The organism is Lentzea pudingi (genome assembly GCF_014646255.1).
GTDB classification, from domain to species: domain Bacteria; phylum Actinomycetota; class Actinomycetes; order Mycobacteriales; family Pseudonocardiaceae; genus Lentzea; species Lentzea pudingi.
In genome coordinates, this window is record NZ_BMNC01000003.1 from 866099 (window position 1) to 887167 (window position 21069).

Here is a 21069-nt window from a genome sequence, read left to right on the forward strand (position 1 = left end):
CCGGGGAAGAGAGGTCGCCGCGCCGACTTCGCGTGCGCCACCCTGCTGGCACGAAAGCGGCCACCGCCACGACGTAACGAATCTCCCGCCGCGACGGTGGCCACCTGAGGTAACTCACCGTGAAGAGTGAACCTCTACGGCTCCTCCGGCGCGAACGGCACCAGCACCACCGTGATGTTGTCGTGCCCGCCCGCCTCCAGCGCCACCTTCACGAACTCCTCCGGCCCGCACGGCAGCAGCGGCTGCAGGTCCTCGGGCTCCGGCCGGTAGTTGTGCAGCCCGTCCGAACACAGCAGGAACACCCCCGGCGACGTCGGCTGCACCGTCACGACCTGCGGTTCGACCTGGCCGGCGTCCGCGCCGATCCACCGCGACAGCACGTGCGCGCGGCGGTCCGTGCGGGCCTGCTCCTCGGTCAGCACGCCCTCCGCGACCAGCTGCGCCGCCCACGTGTCGTCCGCGGTGAGCTGCTTGGAGCCCTCGTCGGACAGCCAGTACGCGCGCGAGTCGCCCACCCAGCCGATCGTCACCGACGAGCCCGTCACCAGGGCGGACACGAACGTGCACGACGGTGCCACGCCCCGCGCGCCCGGCTCCATCGGCTCGTCCTCGACGAGCTTCTCCACCGCGAAGCACGACGCGGCGACGGCGTCCACCATCGCCTGCTCGGCGTCCGCGGTGTCGATCAGGGCGTTGAGCAGCACGTCCACCGCGGCGTCGGCGGCGGCCTGCGAGGCCTGCTCCGCCCGTTCGGAGGAGGCCACGCCGTCGCAGACCACGGCGGCGACACCCTTGCCCGCGACGTGGCCGAACGCCATCGAGTCCTCGTTGCGCGCCCGCCGCTTGCCCCGGTCGCTCACGCCCGAGACCGCGCCGAGGGTGTACTCGACCCGGTCACGCGCCGAGGGCTGGTGACGGCCGCACTGGGTGCAGTAGTCCTCGTCATCGATGTCCGGCGACCCGCACAGGATGCACGAGGCCTGCGCGGGACCGGTCGGTCCGCCCAGCGGCGTGCGGCGGACCAGCAGGTTGCGTCCGCACGCCTCGCAGAACCGGTCCTCCGCCGCGACGGGCGCGAAGCACTCCGGGCACTTCAGGGTGTCCATCAAACCAACGTCCTAGGCCTTACCGCGTTCGCGCGGTCCACCAATGCGATCCGTTCCTCCGGCGTGGCCGCGAACCGGGCAAGCGTGCGGTAGCGCGCCTCTAGACCCAGCCGAAGCTCGTGTTCGGAGAGTGCACAGTCCAGCACCTTGCCCTCGGCGGCCTGATTGCGGGTCACGTAGTCGTACGCCGCCTCCAGCACCTCCGCCGACAGCTGCGTGTGCGAGTGGACGTCGATGTCCAAGGCGTGCAAGCGTTCCCCGGCCGCGACGAGGTCCTCCGCGGCGCAGTCGCCGAGCTGCGCGCGTACCGCCGCGATCTGCGCCGGCAAGTGTTGTGAAGATGTGTCCGGAACGGACAACAGCACCTCGACCGCCCGAGAACGGTCACCGCACGCGAGCAGCACCCGTGCCAGCCCGAACGCCGCCGACACGTACGCGTGGTCCGTGCGCCACACCAGCTCGTACCAGCCCACCGCAGACTTCAGGTCACCGACGGCCTCGCAGCACACGCCCAGCGCCAGCTTCGGCGCCGCCTCACCCGGCACCGCCGAGCACACCGCGTCGAAGAACCGCAGCGCGTCCCCCGCGCGCCCGTCGACCAGCGCCGCGAGGCCCCGGTACCAGTCGGGCCGCCAGTCCTCGGCGGGGTCGAGCTCCGGCTCGTCGAACATCGACGGCGCCGTCAGCGACTCCAGCTCCCGCATCGCCGCCGCGGTGTCACCGGACTCGATCAGCACCCGCACGATCCGCAGCCGCACCTCCACCGTCACTTCCGGTGCCTTGCGCAGGCCCTCCGGATCCGACGTCGTCGCCGTCGCCAGCCACGAGGCGGCCGCGTCGGAGGTGCTCACGCTGGGCGCGGGCAACGCCAGCGCCACCTCGGCCAGGTCGAGCTCGCCCTCCACGCCGAAGCGGCGGCGTTCCGGCGTGAACTGCCGCGACGACCCCGGCCTCGGCACGCCGTCCTCGATCGCCAGCACCTCGCGCAGCACGCCCGTGAGCTGCTCGGCCATGTCCTGCGCGGAGCAGAACCGCAGCTCGGGGTTCGGGTTCGTGGCGCGCAGCAGCAGCCGGTGGAACGAGGTGAACCGGCCCAGCAGCGGCTGCTCCTCCACCGTGGGCAGCCGGTCCTTGCCGGCGCCGCGGAAGTCGAACGGGAAGCTCATCACCGCCAGCGCGCGGCCGACCGTGTAGATGTCGGAGAACACCGACGGGCCGATCGCGCGGATCTCCGGCGCCTGGTAGCCGATCGTGCCGTAGATGGGGGAGTGGTGGTCGTCGATGCGGCGCACCGCGCCCAGGTCGATCAGCTTGAGCTGCTCCTCGGTGTGGATCATGTTGTCCGGCTTGAAGTCGCAGTACAGCAGGCCCACGCCGTGCAGGTAGCCGACCGCGGGCAGGATCTCCAGCACGTACGCGATGGCCTGCGCCAGCGGCAACGCCTCGTCACCGCGGCCCTCCCGGCGCCGGCGCGTGATCATGTCCTTGATCGACTCGCCGCCGACGTACTCCATCACGATGTACTCGACGAGCTTGCCGCTGGCCTTGTTCTCGTGGCGGATGAAGTTGTGGATCTTCACGATGTTCGGGTGCTCGACCTCCGCGAGGAACCGGCGTTCCGCGAGCGCCGCCGCCATCGCGTCCGCGTCACCGGAGTCGAGCAGGCCCTTGAGCACCACCCACCGGTCGCTCACCGCGTGGTCGAGCGCCAGGTACAGCCACCCCAGGCCACCGTGCGCGAGGCACCCGAGCACCTCGTACTGGTCGTGCAGCACCTCGCCCGGCGCGAGCTTCGGCGTGAACGAGTACGCGTGCCCGCACTGCGGGCAGAACCCCTCCACCCGGCCCGGTTTGCCGCCGCCCTGCCGCCCGACCTTCTTGCCGCACTTCGAGCAGAACCGCTTCGCCTCCGGCACCTCGGGGTTCTCCAGGACCGCGGTCTTCGGGTCCCGGTAGGGCACCCGCGGCACCTCGACCAGTCCCGCGCCCAGCCGGCCGCGGCTCATCGACCGGGCGCTGCCGCGGCGCGTGCGGCCCGAGCTCGACCGCGACACCTCCTGCGACACCGACCAGGGCGCGGTCCCCGGCGCCGTCGACGGCCCGGTCTCGGGCAGTTCCTCGCTCATCAGCGCCCCCTTCAGTCCCGATAACGCGCGGCCGGCGGCGACGGTGCCGGGCCCAGCGGCGTGAGCCACCGCCCGTAGATCCCGCCCCACGTGCCGTCCGCGCGCATCCGCTCCAGCACACCGTTGACGAACCGGACCAGGTCGTCCTGCCCCTTCGGGATCCCGACCCCGTACGACTCGTCGGTGAATCGCGCCCCCACGACCTCGGTGTACGGGTCCTGCGCCGCCAGCCCCGCGAGGATCGTGTCGTCGGTCGAGATCGCGTCCGTCTGCCCCTGCTGCAGCATCACCAGGCAGTCCGTCCAGTTCGGCACGCTCACCGTCGTCTTCGCGCGGCCCACCACGTTGCCCAGCGACGTCGACCCCGACGCCACGCACACCCGCTTGTCCCCGAGCCCCTCCACGCCGGTGATCCCGGAGTTGCGGCGCACCAGCACCCGTTGCCCGGCCTGGTAGTAGACCTGCGAGAACGCGACGCTCTCGAGCCGCTCGCAGGTGATCGTCATCGTGCGGACCACGACGTCGACCGCGCCGCTCTGCAGCATCGGGATGCGCTCCGCGGCCGTGACGACCTTGAACTGGACCTTCTTCTCGTCACCGAACACGGCCTTCGCGATCTGGCGCGCCACGTCGACGTCGAAGCCCTCGATCTCGCCGGTGAACGAGTTGCGGAACCCCATCAGGTACGTGTTCTGGTCCACCCCGGCGATCAACCGGCCACGTTGCTGGATCTTCTCCATCGTCGAGCCCGCGGGCATCTGACCCGCCGCCGGCAACGGGCCCGGCCGCAGGCTCGCCGTCGCGTCGCACGACGGAGGCGCGCCCGCCGCGCTGCTGGGCGCCGCCGACACCGTGCTCGCGTTCGCCGGCTGCGGGGCCGCGGCGCTGCGCGGCACCACCTCACTCGGCGCCGGCCCGGCCGAACACGCGCCGAGCAGCAGCAACCCCGCCAGTGCCAGTCGCCTCATCGGTACTCCTTGAGTCGCTGCCACAGCCCCGCCGTCGAGCCCGCCGCGCTGATCAGCGCGAGCACCAGCACCCCCACCGCCGTGCCCGCCAGCGACGCCCGCGCCACCGCCACCTCGTCGCTGAAGTCCTGCCGCGCCTCACCGATCGCCCGCACCAGCGCCTGGTCCAGCGAGTCGAAGTGCGGGTTGCCGATCAACGCCACCGCCTCGTTGTACTGCCCGGCGTCATCGGCCTCGCGGATGCGTTGGTGCACCTCCTGCCACTGCCGGAAGTGCTGCGTCGCCGCGTCCACGGCCTCCGTGCTGTCCAGCGCCTTGGCCCGGTCCAGCAGGCCTTCGAGGCGTTCGGAGACCTCGACGAAGTTCTTCTCGTAGGACTGGCCCGCACCCCGCGCGACCAGTGTCAGCGTCTCCTCGCCCCGCGCGGTCAGCGTCGCGATCCGCGCCTGCGCCAGCACGTCGACCTTCTGCGAGGCCGTCCGCGAGTCCGCCACGTCGTTCATGACCAGCACCGACACCGTCGTCACCCACAACAGCGACAGCGCCGCCGCCCCCGTGGCCACCAGCAGGCCGACGTTGAGCAGCCGGTTCGTCCTGCGGGTCAGGTACCGCTGGATCAGCACCAGCGCGATCACGAACGCCAGCGCCACCAGCGCCGACACGACCGGGAAGTTCGCCTCGTCCTGCGCACGCGCCACCCGGTCGGTCTCCGCCCGGTACAGCTCCTGCGCCGCGGGCAGCAGCTGCGTGCGCATCAGCCCCGACGCCTCCCGCAGGTACGCCGCGCCCACCGGGAAACCCTGCCGGTTGTTCGTGCGCGCCGTCTCGATCAATCCCGTGTACACCGGCAGCTGCGCCGCGAGCGTCGCCGTGAGATCGGGGGAGGAGGCCGTCGCGACCGACAGCGCCGCCTGCGCCTGCGCGATGTCCGCCTCGTAGCGTTCCCGCAGCTGGGAGGGCTCCAGCCCGCCGGACAGGAACGCGCTCGCCGCCGTCGCGTCGGCGTCCTGCAACGCCCGGTAGACCTCCTGCGCCGCGTGCGCGAGGGGCTCGGACCGCGTCGCCAGGTCCTCCAGCGCCCGCTCCTGCCGGTTCACGCTCCACGTCGAGAGCCACCCGCTCGCCAGGGCCGCCACGACCAGCACCACGGCGATCAGGCTCAGCCGGCCCGGGGTCGACCGCGCCAGACCGGTGACGCGGCGCACCAGCGCCTGCCGCGGCTGCGAGTCGATCACCACGAGCGGGCCTCCCGAACGGCGAAGTTGATCGGCGTCGCGTAACTGTAGGCACCTCGATGACCCCGCGTGGAAACTAACGACGCATGGCGGCAAGCGTCACCCAGGTGTTACAGCGCCCGCGACTCGATCAACCGCCCCACGCCGTCCAGGAGCATCTCCAACCCGAACTCGAACGAGTGCTCCGGGCTGAACGCGCTCTGGTGCGCCTCCCCGACAGCACCGCCGACCCGTGCGGCCACCGGGTAGCGGGCCGGGTCGAACACCGTCATCAGGAACGGAGCCGCCGCGTCCCACCACTGCTGGTCGGTCAGCCCCGTCTCCTTCTCGGTCACCGCGGCCGCCGTCAGCCCCCGCGCCGAGTTCTGCACGTGCCCGAGCACCAGCTCCAGCACCGAGTCCATCTCCACGTCCGACAGGCCGATGCCGTCCAGGCCGCGCAGCTCGAAGTCGTACTTCGCCGCCACCTGCGGGCCCAGCACCGTGCGCGACGGCGCCACCTGCAGCAACCACGGATGCCGCCGGTAGAGCGCCAGGTTCTCCCGCGCCACGTAGGTGAGGTGCGCCCGCCAGCCCTGCGCCGTCTCACGGCCGGTCGTGGCCTGCACCGTGTCGACCATGACGTCGATCAGCTCGCCCTTGCCCGGCACGTAGGTGTAGAGCGACATCGTCCCGACGCCCAGCGACTCCGCCACGCGCCGCATCGACAGCGCCTTGAGGCCGTCGGAGTCGGCCAGCTCGATGCCCGCCCGCACGATCCGGTCCACGCTCAGGTCCGGCTTGCCCTTGCGCGACACGCGTTCCTGGGTGCGCCACAGCAACGCCAGCGTCCGCGCCGGGTCACCGCTGCCCGTGTGTTCGATCACGAGCCCGACACTACCGTACCGTATCGTGTACGGTACAGAGTATGTTCGTGCCTGCCGACCCGCCCAGATTCGGCCAGTTCGACGGAAAACCCCTGCTGGAGGCCTTACCCGAGGTGCTGTCCGGCGACGGTTACTGGTCGGTCGCCGCCGCGACCGCGCTGAGCCTCGTCGCGCGCGGGCGGATCGTGCCGGGCGTGACGGCCGCCGGGCACGACACCTGGCGGATCGGGCCGCTCGACCACGCCGACGAGCTGCACCTGCGCCAGCTCGCCGCGCACGGCGACTACGAGTCGTTGCGCGGGTTCCTCGACGCCGTCGCCGACACGCTGCCCCGTACCGGCACCGGGCCGTTCGCCGGGATGGAACCCTGCGACGTCTCCGGGCTCAAGGCGTGGGCCGACGAGCAGATCACGCTGTCGCTGCGCATCGAGACGACCGAGGACCTGCGGTTCCGGGCGATCGTGCAGGTCCGCGCCGTCACCGACCCCTACCCGCGCGACGTGCGGGGCTCCGGCCGCGAGCTCGACGCCATCAGGGCCATGGCCCGTGTCGACTGGCCGCCGTTGCAGCGCCTGCTCGACCAGGCCGAGCTCACCGACGACGAGGTCGGCGAGCTGCTCGCCACCGGCATCGAGGTCCACTGGCCGCGCGAGCTCGCCACCAACCTGTCCGCGAAGGCCGTCATCGGCGAGCACAGCGGCACGTTCCAGGCCGGCGACCTGCTCACGTTCGACTGGCGGCTCGCCCTGGGCGACACCGAACTGACCGAGGCCGAGATGGACCTCGTCGCCGAGGCGTCGCGGCCGGTCGTGCGGCTGCGCGACCAGTGGGTGCTCGTCGACCCAGGCCTGCGCCGCAAGGTCCGCCGCCGGCTCAAGCCGATCACCGCCGCCCAGGCCGTCACCGCCGCGCTGACCGGCGTGGCGATCATCGACGGCGAACGCGTCGACGTCGTCCCGCACCACCTCGCCGCGGCGATCACGACCGTCCCGGAGTTCGACCAGCCCGCCGCGTTGCAGGCGCGGCTGCGCGACTACCAGCTGCACGGACTGCGCTGGCTCGCCCACATGACCGGCCTCGGGCTCGGCGCCTGCCTCGCCGACGACATGGGCCTGGGCAAGACCATCACTCTCATCGCCCTGCACCTGCACCGCGGCCACGACCAGCCCACGCTCGTGGTGTGCCCGGCGTCGCTGCTCGGCAACTGGGAACGCGAGATCCACCGCTTCGCCCCCGGCACACCCGTCAGCCGCTACCACGGTCCACAACGGACCCTCGCCTCCGAAGGCGTCGTGCTCACCACCTACGGCACCATGCGCCTGGACGCCGAGGCGTTGCGCGAACACCCGTGGGGCATGGTCGTCGCCGACGAGGCCCAGCACGTCAAGAACCCGCACTCCGGCACCGCCAAGGCACTGCGCTCCATCCCCGCCGCCGCCCGCGTCGCGCTGTCCGGCACGCCTGTGGAGAACTCGCTGTCGGAGCTGTGGTCCATCCTGGACTGGACGACACCGGGTCTGCTCGGCACGCACCGCGCGTTCCGGGCCCGCTGGCCCGAACCCGACGACACCCTCGCCAAGGTCGTGCGGCCGTTCCTGCTGCGCCGCCGCAAGTCCGACCCCGGCGTCGCCCCCGAACTGCCCGCCAAGACCGAGACCGACCGCTACATCTCGCTGTCCACCGAACAGGCCGCGCTCTACGAGGCGCTCACCCGCGAGATCCTCGACCAGATCGCGTCGAGTGACGGCATCGCGCGGCGCGGGCTCGTGCTCAAGCTGCTCACCGGGCTCAAGCAGATCTGCAACCACCCGTCGCACTACCTGGGCCACCCCACGCTGCAGGGCCCCTCCGGCAAGCTCGACCTGCTCGACGAACTGCTGGACACCATCGTCGCCGAGGACGGCTCCGCGCTGATCTTCACCCAGTACGTCGGCATGGCCCGGCTGCTGGAACAGCACATCAAGCAGCCCACCCGGTTCCTGCACGGCGGCACCCCGATCCCGCAACGCGAGCGGATGGTCGACGACTTCCAGAACGGCCGCGCGCGCGTTTTCCTGTTGTCGCTCAAAGCCGCCGGTACCGGCCTCAACCTCACCCGCGCCGACCACGTCATCCACTTCGACCGCTGGTGGAACCCCGCCGTCGAGGACCAGGCCACCGACCGCGCCTACCGCATCGGCCAGACCAGGCCCGTCCAGGTGCACAAGCTCGTCACCGAGGGCACCGTCGAGGAACGCATCGCCGCGCTCCTGCAGGACAAGCGCGACCTCGCCGACGCCGTGCTGCACGGCGGGGAGTCCGCGTTCACCGAACTCACCGACGCTGAACTCGCCGAACTCGTGGCACTGAGGAGCTCGTAGTGACCGCACGCGGATTCGCCGCGTTCCCGAAGGTCAGTCGCCGCGTCTCCACCACGTGGTGGGGCAAGGCGTGGGTGAAGGCCCTGTCCGACACCGCGCTCGACACCGGCCTGATCCGCCTCGCCCGCCGCTACGCCCACGCCGGCGTCGTCGGCCCGATCACCGTCAGCCCAGGCCTCCTGCACGCCCAGGTCCACGACGACGACACCGTCTACAGCACCACCGTGCGCGTCCCGGTGCTCTCGGAAGTCCAATGGGGACGGTTCCTCGACCGCGTCGCCGAGCACGCGGGCCACATCGCCGCCCTGCTGGACAACGACATGCCCCGCGACCTCGTCCTCGCCGCCGAGGAGTCCGGAGTGGACCTGCTGCCGGGCATCGGCGACCTGGAGGGAGAGTGCGACTGCGACGGCTGGGACTCCCCGTGCCGCCACGCCGCCGCCCTGGCACTGCAAGTCGGGTGGCTGCTCGACGCAGACCCGTTCATACTGCTGCTGCTCAAAGGAAAACCGGAACAGGAACTCCTCGACGCCCTGCGCCAGCGCGTCGCCGGCCCCGTCGGAACCAGAACACCTGTGGTGGTTTCCGTCGAAGACGCAGGTCAACTCCCTGCCCGTCCCGCACTTCCGGCCACCACACCTGTGGTGCTCGCGGTCGAACCGCCACCCGGCTTCGCCGCCGCGGACGTCGTGGCACTGATGGAGATCGCCGCCTCCCGCGCCCGCGCACTGCTGAGTTCGGGCACTCTCGAAGAGTGATCACCGAAAAGCAGAAGATGATGACCGGCGAACTCTACAAGGACTCCGACCCCGAACTCGTCGCCGAACGCCTGCGCTGCCAGACGCTGGTCGACGAGTTCAACGCCACCCGCTCCGGCGAGGTCATCACCGAACTCTTCGGCTCCCTCGGCGAAGGCTCGTGGGTCATGCCGCGGTTCCAGTGCGACTACGGCTACCAGATCCACATGGGCTCCAACAGCTTCCTCAACTACGACGCCATCCTGATGGACTGCGCCACCATCACCATCGGCGACGACGTCTCCATCGGCCCCCGCGCCCAGCTCCTCACCGCCCTGCACCCCATCGAGGACCACGAGGCCCGCCGCCAGCGGTTCGAATCCGCCGCCCCCATCACCATCGGGAACAACGTGTGGCTCGGCGGCGGCGTCATCGTCTGCGCCGGCGTCACGATCGGCGACAACTCGGTCATCGGAGCCGGTAGCGTCGTCACGCGCGACATCCCGCCGCGCGTGCTCGCCGTCGGCAACCCCTGCAAGGTGATCCGTGAGCTATGACAAACGCGCCGTCGAACCACTGGTCCTGCTCGGCCTGACCGTCGTCGCGCTGATCGCGTCCGGGATCTCGCCCCACTCACGCTCGACCTGGTACCTGGAGGTGGCGCCCGTCGTGATCGGCGGGGTGCTGCTGGTCTCGACCTACCGGCGGTTCCGGCTGACGCCGCTGCTGTACCGGCTGATCTTCCTGCACGCACTCGTGCTGATCCTGGGCGGCCACTACACCTACGCGCGGGTGCCTGCCGGGTTCTGGGTGCAGGACTGGTTCGACCTGGCGCGCAACCACTACGACCGCTTCGCCCACTTCGTGCAGGGTTTTGTGCCGGCGGTGCTCGCCCGCGAGATCCTGCTGCGACGGGGTGTCGTGCGGCCCGGCGGGTGGGTGTTCTTCCTCGTCGTGTGCGTGTGTCTGGCGTTCAGCGCGACCTACGAGATGGGTGAGTGGCTGGCGGCGGTGGTCGCCGGCTCGGGCGCGGACGAGTTCCTCGGCACCCAGGGCGACGTTTGGGACACGCAGTGGGACATGTTCATGGCGCTGCTGGGGGCGCTGGTCGCGCAGGTGGTGCTGGGGCGGGTGCACGACCGGGAGCTCGCACGTGTTTGAGCTGGCCATCGCGCACGTTGACAGCCTGTCTGTCGGCGGACCGCTGTCACGAGACCTCCGTGTCACGCTGAACTTCCACCCTGGACGCGGAGTGCTCGACAGTCTCGTGCGCGACGGTGTCTACCGCTCCCAGTTCGAGACCGGCACCAGCAACGGAGGACTTGGCGGCGCCCGCTGCGACTGGGAGAGCCGCCTGTTCGGTGGCGCCTACGACCACGCGACACCCTCGGACCGGCCGAAATACGGCGCGCTCAACCACCGTCGGCTGTCGTACGGCGGTGCGCCCCGCTTCGGCTCCGCTCACCTGCGCCTTCGTGAGGAGGTGCTGGACCGCACGACGTTCTGCTACCCGGACAGCGTCTTCGAGCCCGTCGACTTCGGCACCGCCCGGCACTTCGCCCTGACCGAGGACGACAGCCTTGACCCGCTCGACAACTACGTCGAGGCCCACGTCCACGGCCCCATCACCCTCGCCGACGTCGAAGCCGTGGTGCTGGACCCGACCTTCCCCGAGGTCGACCTGCCGTGCCCGGTCGAACGGCACCCCGGCTTCCGGCTGTCCACACAGGACCTGCTGCGCCACCGCGACTACCGCACACCCGAGTCCGTCGAACTGGGACTCGAGCTGGCCCGCGACGGCCTCATCACCCCAGACCTGCTCGACAACACCGACGCCAACCCCCAGGTCGTCAAACACCTCTGGCACCACCTCGCCCGGTTCGGTCACCCCAGGTAGATCGACGCCAGCCGCCGCACAGCCGCCGTCACCTGCTCCCGCAACTCCGCGGGCTCCAGCACCTCGACCTCACCGCCCAGCCGCAGCAACATGCCCGCCGCGTGCCCGAGAGACTCGATCGGGATCGTCACCACGAAGAAGCCGTCCTCCTCCACCACGGACTGCTCCGCCGCCCGCGCCACGACGGGCAGCACGTGGTTCGAGAACATCTCCCAGCCGCGAGCCGACAACCGGATGACCGCGACGCCCGTGTACTGCCGCGCCTGGAACTCCTCCAGCGACGCCGCCCAGTGCGCCGCCAGGTCGAAGCCCGCTGGCCGCGTGAAGGACTCGTCGAGCACGGTGACCGCCTGCATCTGCGACACCCGGTACGTCGAGATCCGCGACGACCCCAGGGCCACCAGGTACCAGCGCCCTGCCTTCAGCACGAGGCCCAGCGGTCGCAGCACGCGCGTCACCTCCTCCGGTGAACGCCACCGCCGGTAGCTCACCTCCAGCAGGCGCTCGCGCCACACCGCGTCCGCCACCAGTTCCAGGAACGGCGAGCGTTCCGGGTCGTAGTACCAGGCGGGTGCGTCGAGGTGGAACCGCGTGGCCATCCGCGAGGCCCGGTCGCGCATCGGCGACGGCAACGCCGCCATCAGCTTGAGCTGTGCCGCCGACACCGCGTCGCCCAGGCCCAGGTCCGCGGCAGGGCCCGGCATGCCCGCGAGGAACAGTGACTCCGCCTCCTGCTCGGTCAGGCCCGTCAGCCGGGTGCGGTAGCCGTCGAGCAGCTGGTAGCCGCCGGACGGGCCCGCGTCGCCGTAGAGCGGCACGCCCGCCGCGTGCAGCGAGTCGACGTCGCGGTAGATGGTGCGGACCGAGACCTCCAGCTCGTCGGCCAGCGCCTGCGCCGTCATCCGGCCCTTCGTCTGCAGCAGGAGCAGCAACGACACCAATCGACTCGCGCGCACGCGGACACACTGACACACCCTGTCAGGGTTAGTTCATATGTTCGACGCATGGCTTTCTACGAGAAGCAGCTGACGGTCAGGAAACCGCTGGTCGTCGCGGGCAGGCACGTCAAGCGCTACGAGGTCGTCACCCCGGGCCTGGAGATCACCGACGACATCCGCGAGGCCGCCTACGCGTTCCTGCCGAAGATCTACCCGGACTTCGAGGACCCGACCCCGCCCGCCACGGTGACGGTCCTGCACCGCAGCCAGGCCGGCATGTACCTCAACGCCTACAACTGGGTCTGGGACAACGTCCTGCACTGCCGCACCGCCGTGTCCGGCGACCAGCCGTTCCTCGGCTCGACCGACCCCGACCTCACGCACTTCACCGTCATCCCCAAGGACCTCATCGGCTGCGTCTGGGAGCTGCCGCCGCTGGCCCACGAGCGCACGGCGTGGGTGCGGCACGTGCTCAAGCCCGGCACACCGGACTTCGAGGCCTACCTCGGCGACGTCATGGCCGAGGGCCTGGTGGGCCGGTGAGCGAGGACTGGCAGGGATCACCCGCCCGCTGATCCTGAAAACGGGTGGACGGCGGCGTTAGGTTCGCAGACATGACCACACCGGAAGCCGTCGTGCGCGCCCTGGCCGAACCCACGAGGCTGCGGGCCTTCGCCGCCGTCGTCCTCGGCGCGGGCACCCTGGCCGACGTCGCCGCCGCCTCCGGGCTGAAGGTCAAGGACGCCGGCACCGCGCTGGTCAAGCTGCGCGAGGCCGGGCTGGTCGAAGGGGAACCGGCCAGGCCGGCCGACCTCAAGCCGCTCGCCGCGACACTCACCGACGCGATGCCGGCAGACGGGCTCGCGCCGTTCATCAGGGGCGAGAAGCTCATCTCACTGCCGGTCGCCCCCGAGCGGCGCCGCAAGATCCTCGAGCACGTCGCCGCGCACGCGTTCACCGCGCGGACCTACTACGACGAGACCGAGGTCAACGAGCTGCTCAAGACGTGGTGCGACGGGGGAGAGGTCGACCACGTCACCATCCGCCGCTACCTCGTCGATTTCGGTCTGCTCGAGCGCGGCGGCGGCATGTACCAGGCTCAACCCCTGCCTATGTAAGGCATGGCCGTCGCCATCACCGTCATGAACTGCACGTTGGCGTTGAGCGGCAACCGAGCCTGGTAGAGCACGGCGTCGGCCACGTGCTGCACGTCGAACGTCGGCTCCGCCCGGACCTCGAAGTTCGCCTGCAGCACACCGGCGCCCATCCGCTCGGTCATCTCCGTAGCGGCGTTGCCGATGTCGATCTGCCCGCACGCGATGCCGAACGCACGGCCCTCCAGTGACAACGACTTCGTCAGCCCGGTCATCGCGTGCTTGGTCGCGTTGTAGGCCACCGCGTGCGGGCGCGGCACGGACGCCGAGATCGATCCGTTGTTGATGATCCGGCCACCGCCGTGCGTCTTCATCACCTTGAAAGCCTCCCGAGCGCACAGGAACGCGCCCGTGAGGTTCACCCCGACGACCTTCTCCCACGCGCTCAACGAGAACTCCTCGACCGGTGTCGCGCGCACGTTCATCCCGGCGTTGTTGAACAACACGTCGACACGGCCGAAGCGCGCGACGACCGCCTCGAACAACGCGACGACCGAGTCCTCACGCGACACATCCGTGGGCACGACGAGGGCGGAGTCGGGGAAGCCCTCTCCGGTCTCGGCCAGCGCGTCCTCGCGCCGGCCCGCCAGCGCCACCTCGAACCCGGCCGCCAGCAGGGTGCGCGCCGCCGCGCGTCCCACCCCGGAACCCGCTCCCGTCACGACCGCGACCGCCATCGGTGATCTCCCCTCGATCCAGCGATTGCCCGAAGTGTCCCGTGTGGAGTACTTACAGGTGTGGAGTGCGAAGAGGACACCTGCCTGCTGTGCGCGGGGTCCGGGACCATGTCGTGGCAACAACCCGTTCCCGGTCCGGAAGGGCTGGTGCTGCACGAGATGTCGCACCCGTGCCCGCGCGGCTGCTCCGGTTGGTGGAGGCTGCCGCACGGGGAGAGCAAGGGCATCGTCGCAGGCAATGTCGCACGTGCCAACGAGATTCCAGCCGGACCGTCCACCCGCGCCTGATCACCGAGCGTGAACGATGGGGGTCACCCATTATTGCCGGGACGGTCCCTGCTTGGCGGCTGCCCCCACTCCCAGTAGAAGCGGACACTGTTCTTCTGTGAAGGAGTGCAGCCGTTGCCTTGGTTCTGGGCTCAACGAGGACCGGACCGCCTGCCGGGTCTGCGGAGGCCTGGGTCAGGTCCCCGACCGGTAGTCGTCGCAGGGCCTATCTCTTCGTCATCAAGGTCGGGCCGAGGATCCGGCGGGCCAACCGCCGGGTCAGCGACTTGGACTTCGACGCGGACGCCGCGGTGGCGGCCGCGGGTACGACCGGCGGAGGGGCCGCCACGGGGGGAACGGGCGTCGCCGGGGCCACGCCGGGGATCGTCACCGCCTCCAGTTGCGGGGTCGTGATCTTCGCGAACACCTGGGTCTCCGCCTCGACATTGCCGGGCTGCTGCTGCTCGATCGGCACCCCACGATCTTGCCATCGGTGTCATTCACGCCTCGAATGAGGGGCAGCTCCCCACCGCCCGGTGACGCACGTCACGCAGCACACTGAGCCGTGACGGCCCCAGGCGGAGTGTGATGACTGAGACGACCGAGCGCGCGAACGTCGGGCCGCCCGACACGCGCCTCTGGGAGCAGATCGCGGAAGGCGACCACGCCGCGTTCACCGAGCTGTTCGAACGCCACGCGGAAGCGGTCTGGAACTACGCCTACCGCCTGACGGCCTCCTGGTCGCAGGCCGAGGACCTGCTCTCCGCGACGTTCCTGACGGCGTGGCGAAAACGCGGCGAGGCCCAGCTGGTGCGCGATTCGGCACTGCCCTGGCTCTACACGGTCACGGCGAACCGCGCTCGCACCGAATGGCGTGCCTCGCGCAGGGCCCTGCGCCTGGTCGCGAGACTGACCCCGCAGGACGAACGCGACCACGCCGACGAGGTCGCCGCCCGCACCGACGCGCAACGCCGCCTCGCCGCGGTCGTCGCCGCCATCGCGAAGCTGCCCGCGTCCGAACGCGAGATCGCCCAGCTCTGCCTTCTCGGCGACGTGTCCACCGCCGACGCCGCCGCGCTGCTGCGCATCACCGAGTCGAGCGTCCGCGCCCGCGTCTCCCGCACCCGCGCCCGCCTGCGCGACCTGACCCCCGAGGACACCCCGTGATCGACCAGATGCCCGACCACCGCCCCCTGCCCGACGACGTCCGCATGCGCGCCCGGCAGCGGCTCTCCGAAGGTATGAGCCCGGCCGCCCGCACCGGCAGGCCGCTGCTGATCGCCGCCGGCGTCAGCGTGCTCGCCGCGGGCGCCGTCTTCGCGAGCCAGGCCCTGCTCGGCAGCCCGGCCGACGTCGCGGCCCCGCCGATGCAGCACAACGGCGAGTTCGTCGGCAAGGACCGCAAGATCGTCAACCACGTCGAGACCGGCAAGGTCGCCCCAGGGGCGCTGGCCCGGTGCGCCGCCGCCGCGAAGGAGCACCCGCCCGCCGCCGAGTGGACGCCGCTGGCGACCAGCAACAAGAACGGCACCGTCCTCAGCGCGTTCCGGGTGCCCGCAGGTGTGTTCTTCTGCGCGAACACCGCCACCACGACGACCATCTCCGTGCCGGACCCGGCCGTGCTCGAGGGCCGGCGTCAGGTGGAGATCCTGTTCACCACGCCGAGCGGCACGATGGCGGGCCTGGTCTCGTCGGACATCAGGATCCTGAGCCTGTCCCAGATAGCCGACTCCGCGCAGAGCAACACGATCCCCGCGCTGGTCGACGGCCTCTTCCTCGCGCCCAGCGGGTTCCAGAAGGCGGAGAACGGCACCAAGGCCCTGGTCGACGGCGAGGAGTTCGCCGTGCGCGGCGTCCCGAAGCCCACCGCGTCCGTCGTCGACCGGCCGCTGCCGCCCGCCGCACGTGACACCCCCGAGGCCGCGCGGTTCGGCGCCTGCCTGAAGAACCGGGCGGTCCCCGACCCCGACCAGTTCGCGCACGGACTCACGGTCAAGGTCAGCGCCACCGACACGCTCGTCACCGGCCGGTTCGGCGGCCTGCTGCTCTACTGCCGCGACTCCGACAACGACCCGACACCCGGCACGGTGATGGACCTCGACGACCTGGGCGAGTACCGCGGTACGACGATCGCGGGAATGCTGGCGTACTACGACTTCAAGCCGTACAAGGTCAACGAGCAGGGGGAGTACTACGACGGCGGCAGCACCAGTGCCGCGGCGACCGGACTGGTGCTCGACCCCCGCGTCGCCTCCATCACCTACACCAGCCCCGGTGCGGCCGACGTGCCCGCCACGATCGGCAACGGCACGTTCGTGCTCGCGGCGAAGCTGCTCGACCGCCACCCCGAGGCACGCGTGGTCGTCCGCGACGCCACCGGGAAGGTCCTGGAGACGATCACACCGCAGAACCCGTCGTAAACAGGTGGGGCAGCTCGCGCGAGTGCGGCACGATCTCCGCGTGGAAACGGAACGACTGACGCTGCGCCCTGTCGGGCCGTCCGACGTGGACGCGCTGCGCGAGCTGCACGCCGATCCCGAGGTCATGCGGTACCTCGACCCGGCGCCGGTCGAGAACTACCTCGGCGAGAGCTTTCACGCGGCGTTCGAGAAGGCGAGCGGCCGGTTCGCCGGCTGGTTCGAGTTCAAGGGCACCGGCGAGGTCGAGCTCGGCTACCGGCTGCACCGCGCGTGCTGGGGGCTCGGTTACGCCACCGAGGGCGGGAAAGCCCTGATCGAACGCGGTTTCACCGTCGGCGGTGTGCGGCGGGTCGTCGCCACGACGATGTTCGTCAACGCCGGGTCGCGGCGGGTGATGGAGAAGTGCGGGCTGCGGCACGTCCGCACGTTCCACGTCGATTTCCCCGAACCGTTGCCCGGCTCGGAATACGGAGAGGTCGAGTACGCGCTGACAAAGGAGGAATGGCAGCGAGCTCAGGGGGAACCGCATGTGGCAGACCGACTCGGTTGATTTGGGCGCGTACTTCGCGCGTACGGGGGCGTCGGCGTCGAGTTCGCTGACGGAGTTGCACGAAGCGCATGTGCGCGCCATTCCGTTCGAGAACATCGACGTGATGCTCGGCCACGTGCCGTCACTCGACCTCGGCGACATCCAGGACAAGATGCTCGGACGGCGCCGCGGCGGCTATTGCTACGAGCACCAGCTGCTCTTCACGGCCGTGCTGGAACGTCTCGGCCACACCGTCAGCCGGCAGATGAGCCGCGTGATGACCGGGCCGCGCACGCACTTCGTGTCCATCGTCGACGACCAGCTCGTCGACGTCGGGTTCGGTGCCGGGATGCTGCACCCGATGCCGCTGGTCGACGGCGCGGTCGTGGACCAGGCCGGGTGGCCGCACCGCCTGCGCCGCGAGGACGGCCGCTGGGTGCTGGAGAAGCAATCGCCGGACGGCTGGGACCTGCAGCACGCGTTCGAGACCGGTATCGAGCAACGCCCTGTCGACTACATGGCGGCCAACTACTACGTCGCCACGCACGAACGGTCGCCGTTCAGTCGCCAGCTCGTCGCCATGCGTCTGGAACCGGGGCTGAGCCGCCGTCTGGTCGGCACCGAGTTCACCGTGGAACGCGCGGGGGAGAAACCTGAGAATTCTCAGGTGGACGACCTCGGGAAAACGCTGGAATCACTGGACATCACGCTTACCGACAGGGAGCTGAGTCACATCAGCTCAACCTTGGGAACAGAATCGGACGCCCGTTCGTAGTACCAGGTGCAGGGATCGCAATTCGGAGGTGTTGGAAATGACCACCGCGACTCCGTTCGCCACGGGAACGAATTCCACGGGCGTCAACGCACTGCCTACTCCGCCCACCGGCTGGCCCATCGGTTCCTACGGGACCTACGAAGAGGCACAGCGGGCCGTGGACCACCTGGCGGACAACGACTTCCCGGTCGCGGACGTCACCATCGTCGGCGTCGAGCCGATGATCGTCGAACGCGTCACCGGCCGCCTGACCTGGGGTCGCGTGCTCGGCGCCGGTGCCGCGTCGGGTGCCTGGTTCGGTCTGTTCGTCGGTCTGCTGCTCGGCCTGTTCTCGACCGGCGGCGCCCTCGCCCCGATCATCACGGGTCTCGTCGTCGGTACGGTCTTCGGCCTGGCCAGCGCCGCGATGCGCTACGCGGCCACCCGCGGCCGCCGCGACTTCGCCTCGACCACCCAGCTCGTGGCCGGCCGCTACGACGTGCTCAGCCACCCGCGCAGCGCCGAACGCGGCAAGGAGATGCTGACCTCGCTCGCCTGGCGCTCGTAGGAAAACCCGCTCCCACCACAAGGAAACGCCGTCCCGATCTTCGGGGCGGCGTTTCCGCTTTAATGGTCGCGTGCGGGACTTGGGGGAGTTGCACTGGTGGCGTGCCGTGCCGCTGGTGGCGGGATTCGTCGTGAACGTGCTGTCCGTGGACACCGGACTTTTCGGAATGGTGCCGATCGTCCTGTGGATCGTCCTCGCCCGTTCGTGGCGGACCGGGATCGTGGTCGGCCTGCTCCTGGTGGTCCTGCTGGCGTGGTTCGTGCTGCCGCGCAGAATGGAGCTGCCAGGCCGGTGGGTGCCCTCGGCGCTCGAGGTCTACTGGCTCTACCCGATGATCGCGGCGGTCGTGATCGCCGTCGGTCTGCTCGTGCAACGGCGCCTGCTCGCCGGCGTCCTGTGGCTGCCCGCCATGATCGTCCCCGGGGTGGCCATCGCCGTCATCCTGGAGCTCGACGCGCGCATGCCCCATAACGAGGGCGTGGTGTCGGCCGCCTCCGGGCTGGAGGTGGCCGAGGGAAGCGGTCACTGCGGCTCCGGCCACGGCGCCAACTGCTCGCGAGAGCTGACCGCGACCGGGGACCGCGCTACCGAGGTGGTGCGCGCGGGACTCGCGTCGGGCGGGTTCACCCACCGGCCACCGTTGCCCACCGACGAGCGCATGTGCAGGCAGACCGGACTCGTCCTGGTCCACGAGGTGTGCGCGGAGCTGCACGAGACGTCCCCCACCAGCGTCCAGGTGCTCTGGTACGTCAGCTAGCACCCATTTCCGTACGACATACGGTATTCTTTCCGTATGGCCTACGGAAATGGGGTGGACGGATGGCCGCCGAACGCAGCGGCGGGGGAGACCCGGCCAGGACGCTCGCACTGCTCTGGCGCACGCCGCGAGAGCCGAAGCAGGTCGGCAGGAAGCCCAAGGTGAGCGTCGACCAGATCGTCACCGCGGCGATCGCGGTGGCCGATCGCGAGGGCCTCGGCGCGATGTCGATGGCCCGCGTCGCACAGGAACTGACCGTCGGCACGATGTCGCTCTACACGCACGTGCCCGGCAAGGCCGAGTTGATCGACCTCATGACCGACACCGTGCTGCAGGAACGCGAACTCACGCCCGAGGGCACCTGGCGCGAGCGCATCAAGCACTACGCGGACCGCACCCGCGCGGTCTACCAGGCACATCCGTGGATGCGGGACGTGTCGATGGTGCGGCCGCCGCTCGGGCCCGGCCTGATGGACGGCCAGGAGTTCGTGCTGGCCGCGCTGGCCGACTCCGGCCTGGAGCCGAGGCAGGTGACCGTCGCGCACGTCGCCGTCGAGGGCTTCGTGCACGGCGCGGCGGCGTCCGAGGTGGACGACCAGCAACTGGCGGCGACCACCGGTGAGTCCGGCGACACGTGGTGGGGCGCGCGGCAGGTGTTCTGGGACGACTACTTCGACGTCGAGCGCTACCCGGCGATGACGGCGCTGTGGAACGCCGGCGCCTACGACACCGAGGGCACGCTCGCGGACCACGTGCACACCTCGTGGGACTACGGGCTCGACAGGTTGCTGGACGGCATCGAAGGCGGCATGAGATGACGACACTCGTGACCGGCGCGACGGGCAACGTCGGCCGGCTGGTGGTGCGCGGGCTCACCGGCCCGGTGCGGGCGATCACCCGCGACCCGGCCAGGGCGGAGTTCCCGGCGGGCGTCGAGGTGGTGAAGGCCGACCTCGACGACCCGGACAGCATTCCGTTCGACGGCGTCGAGAAGCTCTACCTGTTCGTGCACCCGCCGACCGCGCAGGAGGTCGTCGACCGGGCAGTGCGGGCGGGGGTGCGCCGGATCGTCACGTTGTCCTCGGGCGCGGTGACCCACGGCTACGACACCAGCCACCACCTCCCGGTCGAACAGGCCGTCGAGGCGTCCGGCGTCGAGTGGACCCACCTGCGGCCGGGCGAGTTCGCGGTCAACAAGATCGACCTCTGGGGCCCGTCGATCCGCGCGGACGGCACGATCGTGCACCCCGAGCCGGACGCGGCCGGGCAGCCGATCCACGAGGCCGACATCGCCGACGTGGCGATCAAGGTGCTGCGGGAGGACGGCCACGCGGGCAAGGCCTACGACCTGACCGGCCCGCCGCAGATCACCCAGCGGGACATGGCGCGCGACATCGGCGCCGCGATCGGCCGCTCGCTGACGTTCCAGGACGTCACCGTCGAGGAGGCGCTCGCCTACTACGTCAGCGTCGGCTGGCCCGAGGAGATCGCGCGGTACGTCCTCGGCATCGCGGGCTACGAGGGCGGTGACCCCGACGACTTCGCCGACTACGAGTTCGTCGTGTCGCCGGACTACGAACGGCTCATGGGCAGGCCGTACCGGACGTTCGCGCAGTGGGCACGTGATCACGAGGCGGACTTCCGCGGCTGATCACCGCGTCGATTCGGCTCCTCCTCGTTCGACGTCTTCATGGACGGCGAACGAGGAGG

Annotated in this window: 23 protein-coding genes; 15 read left to right on the forward strand and 8 right to left on the reverse strand. The window is 70.5% G+C overall.

The window, feature by feature from the left end:
- Nucleotides 1-134: 134 nt before the first annotated feature.
- From IEY88_RS14805 to IEY88_RS14825, 5 genes are all read right to left on the reverse strand, one after another.
- On the reverse strand, nt 135-1106 hold the full coding sequence (locus IEY88_RS14805) for a PP2C family protein-serine/threonine phosphatase (protein ID WP_189155257.1): 972 nt from the start codon (nt 1104-1106) through the stop codon (nt 135-137).
- A complete protein-coding gene (locus tag IEY88_RS14810; RefSeq protein ID WP_189155258.1) occupies nt 1106-3232 on the reverse strand; it encodes a serine/threonine-protein kinase in 2127 nt (708 codons plus the stop codon). Before IEY88_RS14810 ends, IEY88_RS14805 begins: the two co-directional genes overlap by 1 nt.
- Before the next feature lie 11 nt (nt 3233-3243).
- Nucleotides 3244-4200 (reverse strand): glutamate ABC transporter substrate-binding protein, encoded by a 957-nt coding sequence (locus tag IEY88_RS14815; RefSeq protein WP_189155259.1) that lies wholly within the window; start codon nt 4198-4200, stop codon nt 3244-3246.
- A complete protein-coding gene (locus IEY88_RS14820; protein WP_189155260.1) occupies nt 4197-5438 on the reverse strand; it encodes a GlnX family signal transduction membrane protein in 1242 nt (413 codons plus the stop codon). The genes IEY88_RS14815 and IEY88_RS14820 overlap by 4 nt, the downstream gene beginning before the upstream one ends.
- A gap of 107 nt (nt 5439-5545) precedes the next feature.
- On the reverse strand, nt 5546-6301 hold the full coding sequence (locus IEY88_RS14825) for a TetR/AcrR family transcriptional regulator (RefSeq protein ID WP_229693387.1): 756 nt from the start codon (nt 6299-6301) through the stop codon (nt 5546-5548).
- A gap of 41 nt (nt 6302-6342) precedes the next feature.
- Between IEY88_RS14825 and IEY88_RS14830 the strand changes: the two genes are divergently transcribed.
- Genes IEY88_RS14830 through IEY88_RS14850 form a run of 5 tightly spaced genes read left to right on the forward strand, consistent with a single transcriptional unit; the run spans nt 6343 to nt 11295 of the window.
- Entirely contained in the window at nt 6343-8661 is a 2319-nt protein-coding gene (locus IEY88_RS14830) for a DEAD/DEAH box helicase (protein ID WP_189155261.1), read from the forward strand.
- Nucleotides 8661-9419, forward strand: a complete 759-nt coding sequence (locus IEY88_RS14835; RefSeq protein ID WP_189155262.1) for an SWIM zinc finger family protein — start codon at nt 8661-8663, stop codon at nt 9417-9419. Before IEY88_RS14830 ends, IEY88_RS14835 begins: the two co-directional genes overlap by 1 nt.
- 17 nt (nt 9420-9436) lie before the next feature.
- Nucleotides 9437-9955 (forward strand): sugar O-acetyltransferase, encoded by a 519-nt coding sequence (locus IEY88_RS14840; RefSeq protein WP_189155445.1) that lies wholly within the window; start codon nt 9437-9439, stop codon nt 9953-9955.
- The gene (locus IEY88_RS14845) at nt 9945-10559 is read left to right on the forward strand and encodes a DUF2238 domain-containing protein (RefSeq protein ID WP_229693389.1); all 615 of its coding nucleotides are present in this window, start codon (nt 9945-9947) and stop codon (nt 10557-10559) included. Before IEY88_RS14840 ends, IEY88_RS14845 begins: the two co-directional genes overlap by 11 nt.
- Nucleotides 10552-11295 (forward strand): DUF3626 domain-containing protein, encoded by a 744-nt coding sequence (locus IEY88_RS14850; protein ID WP_189155263.1) that lies wholly within the window; start codon nt 10552-10554, stop codon nt 11293-11295. The genes IEY88_RS14845 and IEY88_RS14850 overlap by 8 nt, the downstream gene beginning before the upstream one ends.
- Here IEY88_RS14850 and IEY88_RS14855 read toward each other — a convergent pair.
- Nucleotides 11283-12251: a helix-turn-helix transcriptional regulator gene (locus IEY88_RS14855; RefSeq protein ID WP_189155264.1), complete on the reverse strand. Its 969-nt coding sequence runs from the start codon at nt 12249-12251 to the stop codon at nt 11283-11285. The two genes, IEY88_RS14850 and IEY88_RS14855, sit on opposite strands and share 13 nt — an antisense overlap.
- 48 nt (nt 12252-12299) lie before the next feature.
- Here IEY88_RS14855 and IEY88_RS14860 point away from each other — a divergent pair, with 48 nt between their 5' ends.
- Nucleotides 12300-12776, forward strand: a complete 477-nt coding sequence (locus tag IEY88_RS14860) for a hypothetical protein (protein ID WP_189155265.1) — start codon at nt 12300-12302, stop codon at nt 12774-12776.
- A gap of 71 nt (nt 12777-12847) precedes the next feature.
- Nucleotides 12848-13351, forward strand: coding sequence for a DUF2087 domain-containing protein (locus tag IEY88_RS14865; RefSeq protein WP_189155266.1), 504 nt, complete (start codon nt 12848-12850; stop codon nt 13349-13351).
- On the opposite strand, the gene IEY88_RS14870 is transcribed toward IEY88_RS14865, so the two are convergent.
- Together IEY88_RS14870 and IEY88_RS14875 are read right to left on the reverse strand one after the other, a co-directional pair.
- Nucleotides 13333-14064, reverse strand: a complete 732-nt coding sequence (locus IEY88_RS14870; RefSeq protein ID WP_189155267.1) for an SDR family oxidoreductase — start codon at nt 14062-14064, stop codon at nt 13333-13335. The two genes, IEY88_RS14865 and IEY88_RS14870, sit on opposite strands and share 19 nt — an antisense overlap.
- A gap of 493 nt (nt 14065-14557) precedes the next feature.
- Nucleotides 14558-14806, reverse strand: a complete 249-nt coding sequence (locus IEY88_RS14875; protein WP_189155268.1) for a hypothetical protein — start codon at nt 14804-14806, stop codon at nt 14558-14560.
- 113 nt (nt 14807-14919) lie between these two features.
- Here IEY88_RS14875 and IEY88_RS14880 point away from each other — a divergent pair, with 113 nt between their 5' ends.
- The 8 genes from IEY88_RS14880 to IEY88_RS14915 all read left to right on the forward strand — a co-directional run bounded on the left by IEY88_RS14880 (nt 14920) and on the right by IEY88_RS14915 (nt 21010).
- On the forward strand, nt 14920-15498 hold the full coding sequence (locus IEY88_RS14880) for an RNA polymerase sigma factor (RefSeq protein WP_189155269.1): 579 nt from the start codon (nt 14920-14922) through the stop codon (nt 15496-15498).
- On the forward strand, nt 15495-16751 hold the full coding sequence (locus IEY88_RS14885; protein WP_189155270.1) for a hypothetical protein: 1257 nt from the start codon (nt 15495-15497) through the stop codon (nt 16749-16751). Before IEY88_RS14880 ends, IEY88_RS14885 begins: the two co-directional genes overlap by 4 nt.
- A 40-nt stretch (nt 16752-16791) precedes the next feature.
- Nucleotides 16792-17301 carry a GNAT family N-acetyltransferase gene (locus IEY88_RS14890; protein WP_229693391.1) on the forward strand — a complete coding sequence of 170 codons (510 nt, stop codon included), beginning with the start codon at nt 16792-16794 and terminating at the stop codon, nt 17299-17301.
- A complete protein-coding gene (locus IEY88_RS14895) occupies nt 17279-18055 on the forward strand; it encodes an arylamine N-acetyltransferase family protein (RefSeq protein ID WP_189155271.1) in 777 nt (258 codons plus the stop codon). Before IEY88_RS14890 ends, IEY88_RS14895 begins: the two co-directional genes overlap by 23 nt.
- A 37-nt stretch (nt 18056-18092) precedes the next feature.
- Nucleotides 18093-18602, forward strand: coding sequence for a YflT domain-containing protein (locus tag IEY88_RS14900; RefSeq protein ID WP_189155272.1), 510 nt, complete (start codon nt 18093-18095; stop codon nt 18600-18602).
- 70 nt (nt 18603-18672) lie between these two features.
- Nucleotides 18673-19359 (forward strand): hypothetical protein, encoded by a 687-nt coding sequence (locus IEY88_RS14905; protein ID WP_189155273.1) that lies wholly within the window; start codon nt 18673-18675, stop codon nt 19357-19359.
- Nucleotides 19360-19421: 62 nt separating this feature from the next.
- Nucleotides 19422-20177: a TetR/AcrR family transcriptional regulator gene (locus IEY88_RS14910; RefSeq protein ID WP_189155274.1), complete on the forward strand. Its 756-nt coding sequence runs from the start codon at nt 19422-19424 to the stop codon at nt 20175-20177.
- Nucleotides 20174-21010: an NAD(P)H-binding protein gene (locus IEY88_RS14915; RefSeq protein WP_189155275.1), complete on the forward strand. Its 837-nt coding sequence runs from the start codon at nt 20174-20176 to the stop codon at nt 21008-21010. Before IEY88_RS14910 ends, IEY88_RS14915 begins: the two co-directional genes overlap by 4 nt.
- Nucleotides 21011-21069: the final 59 nt, after the last annotated feature.